At 71.1% G+C, this 15740-nt stretch carries 13 protein-coding genes; 7 read left to right on the top strand and 6 right to left on the bottom strand.

The window, feature by feature from the left end; all coding sequences use genetic code 11:
• Positions 1-5: 5 nt before the first annotated feature.
• From ACX28W_RS12420 to ACX28W_RS12395, 6 genes are all read right to left on the bottom strand, one after another.
• On the bottom strand, positions 6-389 hold the full coding sequence (locus ACX28W_RS12420) for a histidine triad nucleotide-binding protein (RefSeq protein ID WP_458998965.1): 384 nt from the start codon (positions 387-389) through the stop codon (positions 6-8).
• Between the two features lie 92 nt (positions 390-481).
• Positions 482-3772, bottom strand: a complete 3291-nt coding sequence (locus ACX28W_RS12415) for a S41 family peptidase (protein ID WP_458998964.1) — start codon at positions 3770-3772, stop codon at positions 482-484.
• A 61-nt stretch (positions 3773-3833) separates the two neighbouring features.
• On the bottom strand, positions 3834-4409 hold the full coding sequence (locus ACX28W_RS12410; RefSeq protein ID WP_458998963.1) for a hypothetical protein: 576 nt from the start codon (positions 4407-4409) through the stop codon (positions 3834-3836).
• Positions 4410-4490: 81 nt separating this feature from the next.
• Positions 4491-5249 (bottom strand): 16S rRNA (uracil(1498)-N(3))-methyltransferase, encoded by a 759-nt coding sequence (locus ACX28W_RS12405; protein ID WP_458998962.1) that lies wholly within the window; start codon positions 5247-5249, stop codon positions 4491-4493.
• A complete protein-coding gene (locus ACX28W_RS12400; protein WP_458998961.1) occupies positions 5246-6334 on the bottom strand; it encodes a nitronate monooxygenase in 1089 nt (362 codons plus the stop codon). Before ACX28W_RS12400 ends, ACX28W_RS12405 begins: the two co-directional genes overlap by 4 nt.
• Before the next feature lie 298 nt (positions 6335-6632).
• Complete coding sequence (locus ACX28W_RS12395; RefSeq protein WP_458998960.1) at positions 6633-7436, bottom strand: nuclease-related domain-containing protein; 804 nt, start codon at positions 7434-7436, stop codon at positions 6633-6635.
• Positions 7437-7543: 107 nt separating this feature from the next.
• Between ACX28W_RS12395 and ACX28W_RS12390 the strand changes: the two genes are divergently transcribed.
• From ACX28W_RS12390 to ACX28W_RS12360, 7 genes are all read left to right on the top strand, one after another.
• The gene (locus ACX28W_RS12390; protein WP_458998959.1) at positions 7544-8050 is read left to right on the top strand and encodes a protein-tyrosine phosphatase family protein; all 507 of its coding nucleotides are present in this window, start codon (positions 7544-7546) and stop codon (positions 8048-8050) included.
• Positions 8051-8326: 276 nt separating this feature from the next.
• Positions 8327-9835 (top strand): hypothetical protein, encoded by a 1509-nt coding sequence (locus ACX28W_RS12385; RefSeq protein WP_458998958.1) that lies wholly within the window; start codon positions 8327-8329, stop codon positions 9833-9835.
• 114 nt (positions 9836-9949) lie between these two features.
• Positions 9950-11338, top strand: coding sequence for an FtsW/RodA/SpoVE family cell cycle protein (locus ACX28W_RS12380; protein ID WP_458999088.1), 1389 nt, complete (start codon positions 9950-9952; stop codon positions 11336-11338).
• Between the two features lie 46 nt (positions 11339-11384).
• Entirely contained in the window at positions 11385-12842 is a 1458-nt protein-coding gene (locus tag ACX28W_RS12375; RefSeq protein WP_458998957.1) for a penicillin-binding transpeptidase domain-containing protein, read from the top strand.
• 44 nt (positions 12843-12886) lie between these two features.
• A complete protein-coding gene (locus ACX28W_RS12370; RefSeq protein ID WP_458998956.1) occupies positions 12887-13375 on the top strand; it encodes a DUF3291 domain-containing protein in 489 nt (162 codons plus the stop codon).
• Positions 13376-13460: 85 nt separating this feature from the next.
• Positions 13461-14492 carry a permease gene (locus tag ACX28W_RS12365; RefSeq protein ID WP_458998955.1) on the top strand — a complete coding sequence of 344 codons (1032 nt, stop codon included), beginning with the start codon at positions 13461-13463 and terminating at the stop codon, positions 14490-14492.
• Positions 14489-15202 (top strand): TIGR03943 family putative permease subunit, encoded by a 714-nt coding sequence (locus tag ACX28W_RS12360; RefSeq protein ID WP_458998954.1) that lies wholly within the window; start codon positions 14489-14491, stop codon positions 15200-15202. The genes ACX28W_RS12365 and ACX28W_RS12360 overlap by 4 nt, the downstream gene beginning before the upstream one ends.
• Positions 15203-15740: the final 538 nt, after the last annotated feature.

Here is a 15740-nt window from a genome sequence, read left to right as displayed (position 1 = left end):
GTCGGTTACCCCGGAGGCCAGTGCATGCCGCGGCCACCCAGCAGGTGCGCGTGCGCGTGGAAGACGGTCTGGCCCGCGCCGCTGCCGGTGTTGAACACGACCCGGTAGCTCTCGAGCTTCTCCTCGCCCGCGACCTCGCCGGCCTCGCGCAGGAGGTCCGCCGCGATCTGGGGCTCGGCGATCGCCAGGGACGCCGCGTCCCGGTGGTGCACCTTGGGGATGACCAGGATGTGGGTGGGCGCCTGGGGGTTTATGTCGCGGAAGGCGACGGTCGTCTCGCTCTCCCGGACGACGGTCGCCGGAATGTGCCCCGCGACGATCTTGCAGAACAAGCAGTCGTCCTGCGGTTCGCCGCCCTCTTGTCGCCTCGGGGACGCCTCCTGTGCCATGCGTATGCCTCCTCGGGCCTGCCGATCATTACGCCCGCATCGTATCGGCCCCTACCGCGCGAGGGGACGGACCGGGACCGCACCAGGAGCGGTCACCGCGGCTCCGGCAACGACGGCGGCGTCTTCGCCGGGTGGTCCGTGAGCGCGGCCAGCGCGATCCGGATCGCCTCGTCCAGCTGCGCGTCGCGGCCGGCCGCGTAGTCCTGCGGGGCCTGGACGACCTCGACGTCCGGATCGACGCCGTGGTTCTCCACGCCCCACTCGTAACCCTCCAGCCAGAACGCGTACTTGGGCTGGGTGACGAGCGTGCCGTCGACGAGCCGGTAGCGGCTGTCGATGCCGATCACACCGCCCCACGTACGGGTACCGACCACCGGCCCGATGCCCAGCGCCTTGATCGCCGCGTTGACGATGTCGCCGTCCGAACCGGAGAACTCGTTGGCGACGGCGACGACCGGGCCGCGCGGCGCGTCCTCCGGGTAGCTGTACGGCCGCATCCCGCGCGGCAGGTCCCAGCCCACGATCTTGCGCGCAAGCTTCTCGACGACCAGCTGAGAGGTGTGCCCGCCGCGGTTCTCCCGGACGTCCACGACGAGTCCCTCCCGGGACACCTCGATGCGCAGGTCGCGGTGGAGCTGGGCCCATCCGGAGCCGACCATGTCCGGCACATGCAGGTATCCCAGCCTGCCCCCGGACTTCTCGTGAACGTAGGCACGCCGGTCCGCGACCCACGCGTGGTAGCGCAGCGGCTCCTCGTCGGCGAGGGGCACCACGACCGCGTGACGCGGATCGCCGCCTCCCGAGGGTGAGACGGTCAGCTCGACCGGCTTGCCCGCCGTGCCGACGAGCAGCGGCCCGGGCCCGGCCACCGGGTCCACCGGCTGCCCGGCGATCGCGAGGATCGCGTCCCCGGCGCGCACCGCGACCCCGGGTGCGGCGAGCGGTGCCCGCGCCTCCGGGTCGGAGGTCTCCGACGGGAGGATCCGGTCGATGCGCCAACTGCCGTCCTCGTACCGGGAGATGTCCGCGCCGAGCAGTCCCTGTCCCCGGTCGCCGCCGCCCCATCCGCCGCGTGGAGTGACGTAGGCGTGAGAGGTCCCGAGCTCGCCCTGCACCTCCCACAACAGGTCCACCAGGTCGTCGTGGGTGGCGATCCGGTCAAGGATCGGGCGGTAGCGGTCGAGTACGCCGTCCCAGTCGACCCCGCCCAGGTCGGGCCGCCAGAAGTTGTCCCGCATGAGGCGGCCGGTCTCGTCGAACATCTGCCGCCACTCGGCGGCCGGGTCGACGGTCTGCCGCACCCGCGACAGATCGACGGTGATGTTCGTGTCGCTCTCGTCGTCGTTCGAGGCGCGACGGTCGCTCGGTACGACCTTGAGCTTGCCGTCGGTCCACAGCAGCACCCGCTTGCCGTCGCCGGTGACGGCGAAGTGGTCGGCGTCGGCGGCGAGGTGCTCGATGCGCTGCTGGGCGAGGTCGTAGCGCTCCAGCTCGGTCTTGGGGTCGGGGTCGTCCGGGGTGGCGCGGGAGGCGCCGAGCACACCGCGCACCGGGTGCCGCAGCCACAGCAGGCCGTCCTTGGCGGCCCGCAGGGTCGAGTAGCGGGCGGCCTCGACGGGGAACGGAACGATCCGGTCGCCGAGTCCGTCGAGGTCGATCCGGGTCGTGGGGGCGCCCTCGCTGTCGGGTGTCTCGTCCTTGTCGGGTGTTTCGAAGGGGCGGCCGTGACGCTGCGGTCCGAAGGGGGACGGGGTGGTCGCGGCCAGCGTGATCAGATGCGGCCGGGAGCCCCCGACGAACGCGAGGTCGAAGACGTGTTCGTCGTAGACGGGGTCGAAGGAGCGCGCCGAGAGGAAGGCGAGGTGCTTGCCGTCGAGGGTGAACGCGGGCGCGTAGTCGCGGAACCGGAGCGGCGTCGCCTCGGTCACCGACAGGTCGGCGGTGTTGGCGAGCTTGAGCTGACGCAGCGGGCGCGGGCCGGGGTGCGACCAGGCGAGCCAGGCCGAGTCCGGTGAGAAGACGAGCCCGGTGACGTCGCCGTCCGCACTGCGGTCGACCTCCCGTACCTCTCCGGTCTCCCGCTCGACGAGCAGCACCCGCCCGTCGTGCGAGGCGACGGCGGCGCGGCTGCCGTCGGGCGCCATCGCCAGGCCGAGGACGCGCCCGAGCTGCCCGGCGGCGAGCCGGCGCGGGGTCGCTCCGGGCGCCACCCCGGTCGCCGGGGCGAACTCCAACGCGTCGTCACCGGCCGCGTCCGTCACCCACACCACGTACTCCTCGCCCTCCACCCGGAAGGTCCGGGGCAGCCGGGCGCGTACGCCGGGCCGGGCGGCGAGCGCGCGGGCGGGGCCGGAGCGGTGGGTGACCCAGTGGACGGCGCCGCGGACGGAGAGCGCGCTGCCGCGTCCGGTGTGGTCGGGCGCGGCGGCCGAGAACCAGCGAGACGCGCTCACGAGGTGCGGCTGCTGATCGACGCGCTGTCCGGCGAGCCGGATGTCGAGCCGCCGCGGCTCGGCGCCGTCCAGGTCGTCGAGCAGCCACAGTTCACCGGCGGACGCGTACACGACCCGGGTGCCGTCGGTCGCCGCGTGCCGGGCGTAGAAACCGTCGACAGGCGTGTGCCGCCGCAGATCGGACCCGTCGGCGAGGGAGGAGTAGAGGGCCCCGACCCCTTCGTGATCGGACAGGAAAGCGACCCTCCCCCAAGTTCTCGGCTCCGCTCGAACAGGGGGGACCCCCATCCCCACCCACAAGGGGTACTCCAGATTCCCGTCGAGCTCCTCGTGCAGCCGTACGAACTCCCCGTCCCCCTCCCGGTCGATCCACAGCTTGCCCGCCGTACCGCCGCGGTACCGCTTCCACCAGGCGGCCTCGCGCCCCATGGGAGCGGAGAGCAGCAGCACACCCGGGCCGCCGTGGGCGACGTCGCCGACCGGCCCGTACGGCAGGGTGGTCGCGGGACCGCCGTCGAGCGGCACGGCCCTGGCCCAGCTGCGCCGCAGGCTGGCCTGGCCCTGTGTACTGAGGGCGAGCACCTGCCCGTCGGGGGTCCAGCCGCGCACCTGGGTGCGTGAACTCCCCCAGTACGTCAGGCGGGTGGACGGTCCGCCGGCCAGCGGGGCGGCGTGCACCTCGGGGGCGCCGTCGCGGGTGGAGGTCCAGGCGACGGTCTCGCCGTCCGGGGAGATGCGCGGGTGGTTCACCGGGACGTTGTCGGCGCTGACCCGCCAGGCGCGGCCGCCGCCTTCGAGGGGCGCGACCCAGATGTCGTCCTCGGCGGTGAAGGCGACCAGATCACCGCGCAGGTCCGGGAACCGGAGATACGCGGGGGGCGCGGACGATACGGACGGCGCGGACGATACGGACGGCGCAGACTGTGTCACCCGATCACCCTATGCAGGGACAGCTTCCCCTGAAAGGGGTTTGGATCACTTGATCCCCATGTCACTTGCCTTGGGAGGGCCAGCAGGTCGGATCGCCCTTGCACCAGATGCTCTTCGTCACGGTGACGGTGACCGTGGGTCCCGGCCCGTCGTCGGAGGGCTTCCCGTAGGTGGGCGGCGTGTACGTGGGCGTACTCGTGGCGTTGCAGTTGCCCAGCCCGCTCACGTGGAACCACTCCTTGCCGCCGACCTTGGCGGTCAGCTCGCCGCGTACGCACTTGCCCTCGACCGCGCGGGTGACCTTCCCCGTGATGGTGATCTCCCGCCGGTCGGTGGTCTGCCCGCGACAGTCCACCTCCACCACGGACGGCGTGGAGGACGACGGCGTGCGGCCCGGGGTGTACGCCTTGTTGCCCCCGCTGTACGACCCGGTACAGCTCAGGTACTGCACGTCGACGTGCTGCCGCTCCAGCTCCTCGGTCCCGACCTGATCCGTCGTGTTCGCCACCGCGCCGACGCTCAGCGCGTCCCCGGGCTGGCACGCCGACACCCCGAGGACGGTCACCACCGCGAGCCCGGCCAGCACCGGTCCCCGACGACCCGTCACCCGTCGCCGTATACGCATCAATGCCCCCATAGACGGCAGAGTGCCACTGTCCCGCGCGTCGCGGTAGACCCCGTACGGGCTACTGTCACCCGCGTACGCGCGTGACCGACGTTACGACCAGCGGCCCGTGCGTCCCAGCAGCAGCGCGGTCGCCGCGGTCCCGGCGGTCGAGGTACGCAGCACGCTGCGCCCCAGCCGGTACGCCTTCGCGCCCGCCTCCGCGAAGAGCGCCAGCTCCTCCGGAGCGACGCCTCCTTCGGGGCCCACGACCAGCACGATCTCCCCGGAGGTGGGCAGTTCGGCGGTGGCGAGCGGCTCGCTGCCGTACTCGCGGTCCTCGTGCAGCACCGCCGCGAAATCGGCTGTGGCGAGAAGTGCGGCAACCTGCTTGGTCGTTGCCGCGTCCGCGATCTCCGGGAAGCGGACCCGGCGCGACTGCTTACCCGCTTCCCGCGCGGTCGCCCGCCACTTCGCGAGCCCCTTCAAGCCACGCTCGCCCTTCCACTGGGTGATACAGCGGGAGGCGGCCCAGGGGACGATCGCGTCGACGCCGGTCTCGGTCATCGTCTCGACGGCCAACTCGCCCCGGTCGCCCTTGGGGAGGGCCTGGACGACGGTGATACGAGGGGACTGGGGAGGCTCCTCGTGCACACTCTCCAGGTCCATCACCACCAGGCGGTCCTTGCCCTCGGCGGCCTTCACCACACCTTGCATCCAGTGGCCCCGCCCGTCCGTGAGGATCACGTCCTCACCGGGCCGCAGCCGCTTCACGGACACGGCGTGACGCCCCTCGGGGCCGTCGAGGACAAACTCCCCGCCGCAGAAATCCGGGAGTTCCAGGGGATCGAGCACGAACACCGGTGCCGTCATCGGACCGCACCTCCCTCTTCCTCGGGCGCGCACCACGCTGCCCTGGCGGCGTCCAGTTCGGCGCACAGCACCTCCACCAGCTGCCCCGCGGGCAGTTCGCGCGCCATCCGGTGCCCCTGTCCCGCCCACAGCGCCATGCCCTGCGCGTCGCCCGCCTTCGCCGCCGCCTTGCGCAGCGGGGAGGTGAGGTGGTGGACCTCGGGGTACGCGGCGGGCGCGTACGGCCCGTGCTCGCGCAGGAACCGGTTGACCAAGCCGCGCGCCGGGCGTCCGGAGAACGCCCGGGTCAGCTCCGTCCGTACGAACAGGGGGTTGGTCAGCGCCTGCTTGTGCACGGCGTTCGCGCCGGACTCGGGGGTGGCGACGAACGCCGTGCCGAGCTGTGCCGCGTTCGCACCCGCCGCGAGCGCGGCGGCGATCTGGCTGCCGCGCATGATGCCCCCGGCCGCGACGATCGGGATCTCCACGGTCTCGCGCACCTGCGCGATCAGCGAGAGCAGTCCTATGCCGGTGCCGTCCGTCTCCGGGTTGTCACGGTGGGTGCCCTGGTGGCCGCCCGCCTCCACGCCCTGCACGACGACCGCGGCGGCGCCCGCCCGCTGCACGGCCAGGGCCTCCTCGGCCGTGGTCGCGGTGACCAGGGTGAGCGTGCCGGCGCGGGCGAGGGAGTCCAGGACGTCTCGGCTGGGGCAGCCGAAGTGGAAGGAGACCACCGCGACCGGATTGTCGAGGAGGACCGCGAGCTTGGCCTCGTAGCCGTCGTCCCGGCCGCAGTCCGGCTCCCCGAGTTCCGTCTCGTACCAGGCGGCCTCACCGGCGAGCTGGTTCGCGTACACCTCGACGGCGGCCGGGTCCGCGTACTCCGGCTGCGGCATGAACAGGTTGACCCCGAAAGGGCGGCCCGTCAGCCCGCGCAGCTGCTTGATCTCCTGGTACATGCCGTCGGCGGTCTTGTACCCGGCGGCAAGGAACCCGAGCCCGCCGGCCTCGGACACGGCGGCGGCGAGATCCGGTACGGAGACGCCGCCCGCCATGGGGGCCTGCACGATCGGGTGAGGGGAGAGATCGGTCAGTGCGGAGGACATGACGGCATGTTGTCACGTCCTTTGAACAAGTCCGAATCCGGCCTTCCGCCGAGCATAGGCCAGTGGGACAGCGGCGCCGCGCCCGGTTTCTCGCCCCCGCCGCCCCTGCCCGTCCCGTCCCCTGGGGGCTCCGCCCCCACACCCCGTTTCGCCTGAACGGCCTCGTCCTCAAACGCCGGACGGGCTGAAAAATCAAGCCCCGGCCGGGATATCCAGCCCGTCCGGCGTTTGAGGACGAGCCCTTCGGGCGAAGGCGGGGGTCCAGGGGGCGCAGCGCCCCTGGCGGGGGCGAGGAACCTCACGCCTTCAGCCACGTGTGCCGGTCCCGGGCCATCGCGTGCAGCGCCTCCACATCCCCCGGCTTCAGAACCCCACCCAGCCGAGCCAGCGACGACAGATCCGCGTCGAGGAGGACACGGACATCGCGAAGTGGCCCCAAGACATCCAGCTCCGCGGCACCCGCCGCGGCAAGGAGGGGACGAACCTCCGCGGTCAGCGCGTACGCGGCCCGATCGGCATCGGCCCGCACCCGGCGAAGCAGCGGCGACGGCTCACGCCGGCCGACCGTCACCATGGGATCGGCAACGAGAACCCTCTGCTTACGGGCGTACAGCGCCCGGACGCAGAAGAGCCCGCCGGGCCCGACGACAAGGTGGTGGATCCGGTCACCGCCGGGCAGCGGAACCGAGTGCAGGGTGTGCCACCCCGCGCCCTCCAGCCGATCGAGCGCTTCACCGACGGCCTGCTCGGCGGCCAACGCCCGCCGCCGCGGATCGGGCCGCAGCCGACGCGCCGGGCCCGGGTCGCGGTCGAGGGCGATCACCAGCGCCTCGCCGGGCCGGTTCGGCGCGAGGTCGTCGTCCGGGTGGAGGGTCAGACGGGCCAGCTCAGCGGGGGTCGGGACCGGTGGGGGCCCCACCGTCACCGGACCGGTCAGAAAGGGGCCGAGCGCGTCGAGCACGTCCTCCCGCCGGTCCTCGCTGAGCAGGTTGACCCGGGCCGCCTCACGGTCGTACCAGGCGACGTTCCTCCCGTCCGTCAGGCAGACGTACAGCCGCTCCTGACCGTGCCGCCAGGTCGGTATGACGCGCAGTCCATTCATGCACCATCACCCCATGACCATGGGAACAGGAGGGGTGCTCCAGGGGCAAGAAGCCGGTTACCTTTGTGAGGAGTTGTGGGAGTTGGGGGAGTCGGCTGGAGGCGCCGTTGCGAACCCGTAGGAAGCAATCCGATGTGCCGGCTCCCGACAGCCCGTGGAGCGAGATCGTGCCCGGCCTGTGGATGGGCGGGCACGCGTTCGCGGGGCGTTCCGGAGAGCCGGAGTTCGCCGTCGTACGCGATGAGTTCGACCTGGTCCTGACGCTGCTGAGGCTGCCGGGGCACGGTCCCGCGCCGGGCGTCGAACACCATGTGTGGCCGATCCCGGACGGGCCCCTCGACGGGACGCAGCTGACGGGCGTGATCCGTCTCGCGCGGGCCGCGGACGACGCGCTGGAGGAAGGGCGCCGGGTCCTCGTCCGCTGCTATCACGGCTACAACCGCTCGGGACTCGTCGTCGCGCACGCGCTCGCCCTCGCGGGGCACACCACCGAGGAGGCGATACGGCTCATACGGAGTCGTCGCTCACCGTGGGCCCTGCACAACGAGCTGTTCGTGGACTACCTGCGCGCCGGGCTGCCCACGGCCCGCCTCCTGGAGGAGCTGGCGGAGTAGGGAGCCAGCCGCGCCACGGCACGGACTGACGAACGCGCTCGGCCAGGTGGAGGTGCCGGGCGTGCGGCCGGTCTTCGCGGGCGCTACCGAGGACGGCGCGGTGGCGACCTTGACGCTCCCTCAGCGCGAGCCGGGAGAGAGCGTCCGTGAAGGGCCACCCGGGGCACTCTGAGCACGTGCGCGTCCCCGATGGCGCAGTGCGACCTGCGCGCAGCCCTGACCAGATCCTAATGTGGCGATAAGTCAGGTTTGCACACTTATTGGAGGAGCCCCCCCATGTCCCTGCGATCCACCTTCACCCGCACCGGAATGGCTCTAGCCGCCGGCACGCTCATCGCGGTCGCCGGAACGACTCCTGTCATCGCTGACGACGAGTGGGACACCAACCAGGGCGGCAACAGCAGCGACTGGGACGGCAAAGGCGAAAGTGGCGACACCAGCCTCGGTGCAGGCGTCAGCCCCAACGGATTCACCGGTGTCGACGGAGGCTTCGGAGTAATCGGAGGCATCAACAGCTTCGGATACGGCAACGGCTTCGGAGGCAACGGCTTCGGAGGCAACGGCAACAACAACGGCTTCGGAGGCCACGGCAACGGCTTCGGCGGAAACGGCAACAACAACGGCTTCGGCAATAACAACGGCTTCGGAGGCCACGGGAACGGCTTCGGCGGGAACGGCAACGGGAACGGCTTCGGCGGGAACGGGAACGGGAACGGGAACGGGAACGGGAACGGGAACGGGAACGGCTTCGGCGGGAACGGAAACGGGAACGGAAACGGCTTCGGCGGGAACGGAAACGGGAACGGCTTCGGCGGGAACGGAAACGGGAACGGAAACGGCTTCGGCGGCAACGGGAACGGGAACGGCTTCGGCGGCAACGGGAACGGGAACGGCTTCGGCGGGAACGGAAACGGGAACGGGAACGGCTTCGGCGGCCACGGCAACGGGAACGGAAACGGCTTCGGCGGGAACGGAAACGGGAACGGGAACGGCTTCGGCGGCCACGGCAACGGCAACGGCAACGGCAACCGCGGAGACGACAACGGCAACCGCGGCAACGACAACGGCAACCGCGGAGACGACAACGACTTCGGAGGCCACGGAAACGGCAACCGCGGAGACGACAACGGCAACCGCGGCAACGACAACGGCAACCGCGGAGACGACAACGACTTCGGAGGCCACGGAAACGGCAACCGCGGAGACGACAACGGCAACCGCGGCAACGACAACGGCAACCGCGGAGACGACAACGACTTCGGAGGCCACGGAAACGGCAACCGCGGAGACGACAACGGCAACCGCGGCAACGACAACGGCAACCGCGGAGACGACAACGACTTCGGAGGCCACGGAAACGGCAACCGCGGAGACGACAACGGCAACCGCGGGAACGGCAACGACTTCGGCGGCAACGGAAACCACGGAGACGACAACGGCTTCGGAGGCAACGGAAACGGCTTCGGCGGAGATGGAGGCAACGGCTTCGGCGGAAACGGCGGCAACGGCGCCCACGGCGCCAACGGCAGCAACGGCCACTCCGCCGACCGCCGCTACGAGGGCCGCGTCACCGCCCGCAACGGCCTCTCCCTGCGCAACGCCCCGTACCGCGGCAGCCGGATCATCCGCGTCGCGCCGCACGGCGAGCGCCTCGACATCTACTGCAAGACATCGGGCCACCAGGTCGAAGGCGACACGCTCTGGTACCTGGTCAGCGAAGGCACCTGGTCCTGGGCCCCGGCGCGCCACGTCGACATCATCGGGGAGTCACCGCGCTGGTGCTGAATCCGATTCCAGGCACACCGGAACGGCCCGTTTGTCACCACATAACGGGACATCAAGCCCCTCGCTTGCTACGTTCCGGACATGACCCAGCCCGGAATGCGCGGAACACACGGCATGCCCGGAACAAAGGGACCAACCGAACCAACCGCGGCGACGGCCGCTACCGCGACCACCCCCGCCGTACGTCTCCCCAGGCGCCGCGGCATCGAGTTCAGCCTCATCGTCGTCGCCGTACTGCTCTCCGTCTACGGCTACTGCGCTGTCGGACTCGCCCAACACGGCACCCTCCCGCCCGGCGCCGCCGGTTACGGCGCCGGGCTCGGCGTGCTCGCGCTCCTCGCCCACCTCGCGGTGCGGTGGCGGGCACCGTACGCCGATCCGCTGCTGCTCCCCATCGCCGTACTCCTCAACGGCCTGGGCCTGGTGCTGATCTACCGCCTCGACCTGGACACGCCGGGCGACCAGGCCGCCGCCACCACCCAGCTCGTCTGGTCGACGCTCGGTGTCGCCTTCTTCATCGTGGCCGTGCTCTTCCTGCGCGACCACCGCGTCCTGCAGCGCTACACCTACGTCTCGGTCGTCACCGCGCTGGGCCTGCTGATCCTGCCGATCTTCTTCCCCGCCGTGAACGGCGCCCGCATCTGGATCCGAATCGCCGGATTCTCCATCCAGCCGGGCGAGTTCGCGAAGGTGCTGCTCGCGGTCTTCTTCGCCGGCTATCTCGCGGCCAATCGCAACGCGCTCGCCTACGCGGGCCGCCAGATCTGGCGGTTCAAACGGCTCCAGCTCCCCACCGGGCGCGTCCTCGGCCCGATCGTCACGATCTGGCTGCTGAGCGTGCTGGTGCTGGTCCTGGAGCGGGACCTCGGGACGTCGTTGCTCTTCTTCGGTCTGTTCGTGATCCTGCTGTACGTCGCCACGGGCCGCAGCGGCTGGATCGCGGTCGGCCTGCTCCTCGCGGTCGTCGGCGCCCTCACCGTCGGCCGGCTCGAACCGCATGTGCACAGCAGGGTGCAGGACTGGCTGCACCCCTTCGCATCGATCGACGCGGGCCAGGGCCCCAACCAACTCGCCCAGTCCCTCTTCGCGTTCGCCGCCGGCGGCATGCTCGGCACCGGCCTCGGACTCGGCCACTCCCACCTCATCGGCTTCGCCGCCAAATCGGACTTCATCCTGGCGACGGCGGGTGAGGAACTGGGCCTGTTCGGCCTGTCGGCGATCTTCCTCCTCTACGCCCTTCTCGTGGAGCGCGGCTACCGCGCGGGCCTCGCCCTGCGCGACCCCTTCGGACGACTCCTCGCCATCGGCCTCGCGTCGATCGTGGCGCTCCAGGTCTTCGTGATCGCGGGCGGGGTCACCGGGCTGATCCCCCTGACCGGCATGGCGATGCCGTTCCTCGCCCAGGGCGGCTCCTCGGTCGTCACCAACTGGATCATCGTGGCGCTGCTGATCCGGATCAGCGATTCGGCGCGCAGCCAGTACGACGGGACGGCGGCGCCGTGAGCCGCGCAAGCCGCGTCAGTCGCGTCAGTCGCCAGGAGGTCTCACCGTGACCAAGTACATCCGCAGGGCCGCCGCGCTGTGCGCCCTGCTGCTCGTCGCCCTCCTGGTCAACGCCACCCGCGTCCAGGTCTTCCAGGCCCGGTCGTACGACGACAACCCCGCCAACCGCCGCCAGACGATCGCCCGTTACAGCCAGCCCCGCGGCACCATCCTCGTCGACGGCCGGTCGGTCACCGGCTCCAGGGACAGCGGCGAGCAGCTCCGTTACGAACGGACCTACCGTGACGGCCCGTTGTACGCACCGGTGACCGGCTTCGCCTCGCAGCTGTACGGAACGTCGTTCCTGGAGAACACCGAGGACGGCATCCTCTCCGGCACCGACCCGATGCTCTCCCGGCTCCCCCTGTACAACGACATCACCCGCGCCCAGAACCCGGGCGGCAAGGTCGTCACCACCCTGCACCCGGCCGCACAACGGGCGGCGTACGACGGACTCGGCTCACGCCGGGGCGCGGTCGCCGCCCTCCAGCCGTCCACGGGGAAGATCCTGGCGCTGGTCTCCACACCGTCGTACGACCCCGCGGTGCTCTCCGGGACGGGCTCGGCCGTGAAAGAGGCGTGGCGGCGGCTGAACGGGGCCGAGAGCAAGCCGATGCTCAACCGGGCGATCCGGCAGACGTATCCACCGGGGTCGACGTTCAAGGTGGTGACGGCCGCGGCGGCGCTGGACGCGGGGGTGGTGACGGACGTCGACGCGGAGACCGGGTCCCCGGACCCGTTCACGCTGCCCGGCACCACGACGCGGCTCACCAACGAGGTCGAGGGCTGCGAGGACGCCTCGCTGCGCTATGCCTTCGCGTGGTCGTGCAACACGGTCTTCGCCAAGCTGGGCGTGGACGTGGGGCTGCGCGACATGACGCGCGCGGCGGAGGCCTTCGGATTCAACGACAGGGAGCTGAAGGTCCCCTTCTCCGTCGCGCCGAGCAACTTCGACACCCGGCTGGACCGGGCGCAGCTGGCACTGTCCTCCATCGGCCAGTTCAACACCCGTGCCACTCCCCTCCAGATGGCGATGATCGCGGCCGCGGTGGCGGGCGACGGGTCCGTCAGAGCGCCGTACCTGGTGGATCGGACGACCACGCGCGACGGCACCACGGTGTCGACGACCGGCCCACGGACACTGCACCGGGCCATGCACCCCACCACCGCCACGCAGATGCGCGAGCTGATGACGGACGTGGTGAGCAAGGGCACCGGGACGAAGGCCGCGATCCGGGGCGCGACGGTCGGCGGCAAGACCGGCACCGCCCAGCACGGCGTCGGCAACTCCGGTATTCCGTATGCCTGGTTCATCTCCTGGGCCCAGGCGGACGACTCCATGGAGGCGGCGGTGGCGGTCGCGGTCGTCGTCGAGGACGCGGCGGCCGACCGCGTGGACATCAGCGGAGGCGGCGACGCGGCACCGATCGCCAAGGCGGTGATGAAGGCGGTGCTCGGGTTCTGAGACGGGGGGTGGTTCGCACCCGACGCTCGACCTATCGTTCGGGCATGACTCAGACCGCAGCTGCGTACGAGCTCGCCCAGGTCAACATCGCCCGCCTCAAAGCCCCTCTGGACTCACCACAGTTGAAGGATTTCGTGGAGGCCCTCGACCCGGTCAACGCCGTCGCGGACGCGGCGGACGGCTTCGTCTGGCGGCTGCAGAGCGACTCGGGCAACGCGACCGATGTGGCCGTCTTCGGCGACGACTGGCTGATCGTCAACCTGACCACCTGGCGGGACACGAACGCCCTGACGGCGTTCATGTACCAGGGGCAGCATCGTGAACTGATGGCCCGCCGTCGTGAGTGGTTCGAACGGCTGGAGGAGGCGGTCACCGCGCTGTGGTGGGTTCCGGCGGGGCATCGGCCCACGGTGGCGGAGGCGGAGTCCCGGCTGGTGCATCTGCGCGAGCACGGGCCCACGGAGTACGCGTTCACGTTGCGGACATCGTTTCCGGCCGGAATGAGCGGTCCGGAAATGAGCGGTCCGGAGTGAGCAGTCACGCCTGAACCGGCGTACTGATGGGGAGGGCACCCCGTCCACCGAACCCCAGCCCTGCCCTGCCGGAGGTATCTCGCCCGTGAGCACCACCAAAGCGACCCCGCCGGAGGTCGCCCACCACGACGCGGACGATCCGCACGGCCACGCGCACGGTTCACAGGGCTGGCAGTTCAACTCCCCCCTCGTCCTGATCATGCTGCTGCTCGCGCTGGTGGTGGCGCAGGGACCGATCCGCCGGGCACTGTCCGCGCCCGTGATGCAGAGCTGGATGACCGTGTTCGTCGCGGTGGTCGTCCAGGCGCTGCCCTTCCTCGTCCTCGGGGTGCTGCTGTCGGCGGTCATCGCGGTCTTCGTCCCGCCGTCGTTCTTCGCCCGCGCGCTGCCGAAGCGGCCCGCCCTTGCGGTGCCGGTCGCGGGGATGGCCGGGGCGGTGCTGCCCGGCTGCGAGTGCGCGTCGGTGCCGGTGGCCGGGGCGCTGGTGCGACGGGGCGTCACGCCCGCGGCGGCGCTGGCGTTCCTGCTGTCGGCCCCGGCGATCAACCCGATCGTGCTGACGGCCACCGCTGTCGCGTTCCCCCGCAACCCCGAGATGGTTCTCGCCCGGTTCGTGGCGAGCCTGCTCGTGGCGTGTGCGATGGGGTGGGCCTGGCAGCGGCTGGGGCGCAGCGACTGGCTGCGGCCGCCCGCCCGTCCCCCGCACGAGGGGCTCGGCAAAGGGGCGGCGTTCTGGGGATCCGTACGGCACGACGTGATGCACGCCGGCGGCTTCCTGGTCGTCGGCGCGATGGCGGCGGCCACGCTCAAGGCCGTCGTACCGGCCGACTGGCTGCGGGCCGCGGCGGACAACCCGGTGGTGGCGATCCTCGCGCTGGCGGTCCTGGCGGTGCTGTTGTCGATCTGCTCCGAGGCCGACGCGTTCGTGGCCTCGTCCCTGACCCAGTTCTCGCTGACGGCGCGGCTGGCCTTCCTCGTGGTGGGGCCGACGATCGACCTGAAGCTGTTCGCCATGCAGGCCGGCACGTTCGGCCGCGGGTTCGCGCTGCGGTTCGCGCCCGCCACCTTCGTCCTGGCCGTCCTGATGTCGGTCCTGGTCGGGGCGGTGCTGCTGTGAACCGGCAGGCGCAGGCGGCGGTGCTGTTCCTGGTCGGCGCGGCGGTGCTGCACGCCGGCTTCACCGACCTCTATCTGCGCTACGTCAAGGAGGGTCTGCGCCCGTTGCTGCTCGCGGCCGGGGTGGTCCTGATCGTGACGGCGGTGGCGACGGTCTGGTACGACCGGAGACAGCCGCAGCAGGACGGGGAGGGTGACGCCCACCGCGAACCCCGTATCGCCTGGCTCCTCGTCCTCCCCCTGCTCGCCCTCATCCTGGTCGCCCCGCCCGCACTCGGCTCCTACAGCGCCACGCACACCGGCACGGCCCTGACGAAGCCCTTCGCCTACCCGGCCCTCCCCACCACCGACCCCCTCCCGCTCAGCCTCGTCGACTACGCGGGCCGCGCCGCCTACGACCACGGCCGCTCCCTGGGCGACCGGCGGCTCGAAGTCACCGGTTTCCTCGCCCTCGACCGCGACGGCACCCCGTACCTGGTCCGGATGGCCCTCAACTGCTGTGCCGCAGACGCCCAGCCGGTCAAGATCGGCCTGACCGGGCACATCCCGCCCGTCCTGCAACCCGATACCTGGCTCCAGGTCACCGGCACCTACACGGCCGAACGAACGAAGGACCCCGTCAACGACGGCATCATCCCGTTCCTCGACGTCACCGAGGCCAAGCCGGTCCCGACCCCGCGCGACCCGTACGACGAGAGCTGGAACCAGTAAGCGATTGACTGCGCGCCAGGGCCTGTCCGGTCGATCACGGTGGAGGAAAGCAGCGGTGTGTGGTCGGTGCCGGTGAGCGGGGTGGGGTGCGTGCAGCTGCAAGGCGGAGGAGGGCGTCGACGCGATGGGGGTCCCCCCTGTTCGAGCGAAGCCGAGAACTTGGGGGAGTCGGCAACCGACGACAACGCGGCAGATGTGCGCACCCCACCCCGCGTCTCCGCCGTGATCGACCGGACAGGTCCTAGGGGGTGTGTTCGGATCACCCCGGGTCCGAGGTGATCACGCGGCCCTGTAGGGACCCCAGTGCCTTTGTGTCCCTCGCCGCCCAGCTCAACCCGCTCCAGGTTCTCCGAATCTGCGGGCATCTGACTGACAAGACGTGTGACCGGTTCGTGGCGAATCCGTACCTCGCGGTACGCCCGCCCTTGCGCACGTCCCTCCACGCTCGACATCGCCCGGCTCCACAGAAATATCGCAGGGCCCTCCCGACTCCCACCTGCGAGCAGCCCGGATACAACCCTCGCGGCCCGTCGCGAGT

It is taken from the genome of Streptomyces sp. SD15 (assembly GCF_054462255.1).
This window is presented reverse-complemented; position numbering and strand designations above follow the sequence as displayed.

Bases quoted from the DNA above. Each gene is read 5' to 3' on its own strand.
- ACX28W_RS12385 (WP_458998958.1), top strand. From the start codon at position 8,327: ATGTCCCTGCGATCCACCTTCACCCGCACCGGAATGGCTCTAGCCGCC.
- ACX28W_RS12380 (WP_458999088.1), top strand. From the start codon at position 9,950: ATGCCCGGAACAAAGGGACCAACCGAACCAACCGCGGCGACGGCCGCT.
- ACX28W_RS12410 (WP_458998963.1), bottom strand. From the start codon at position 4,409: ATGGGGGCATTGATGCGTATACGGCGACGGGTGACGGGTCGTCGGGGA.
- ACX28W_RS12370 (WP_458998956.1), top strand. From the start codon at position 12,887: ATGACTCAGACCGCAGCTGCGTACGAGCTCGCCCAGGTCAACATCGCC.
- ACX28W_RS12395 (WP_458998960.1), bottom strand. From the start codon at position 7,436: ATGAATGGACTGCGCGTCATACCGACCTGGCGGCACGGTCAGGAGCGG.
- ACX28W_RS12420 (WP_458998965.1), bottom strand. From the start codon at position 389: ATGGCACAGGAGGCGTCCCCGAGGCGACAAGAGGGCGGCGAACCGCAG.
- ACX28W_RS12400 (WP_458998961.1), bottom strand. From the start codon at position 6,334: ATGTCCTCCGCACTGACCGATCTCTCCCCTCACCCGATCGTGCAGGCC.
- ACX28W_RS12405 (WP_458998962.1), bottom strand. From the start codon at position 5,249: ATGACGGCACCGGTGTTCGTGCTCGATCCCCTGGAACTCCCGGATTTC.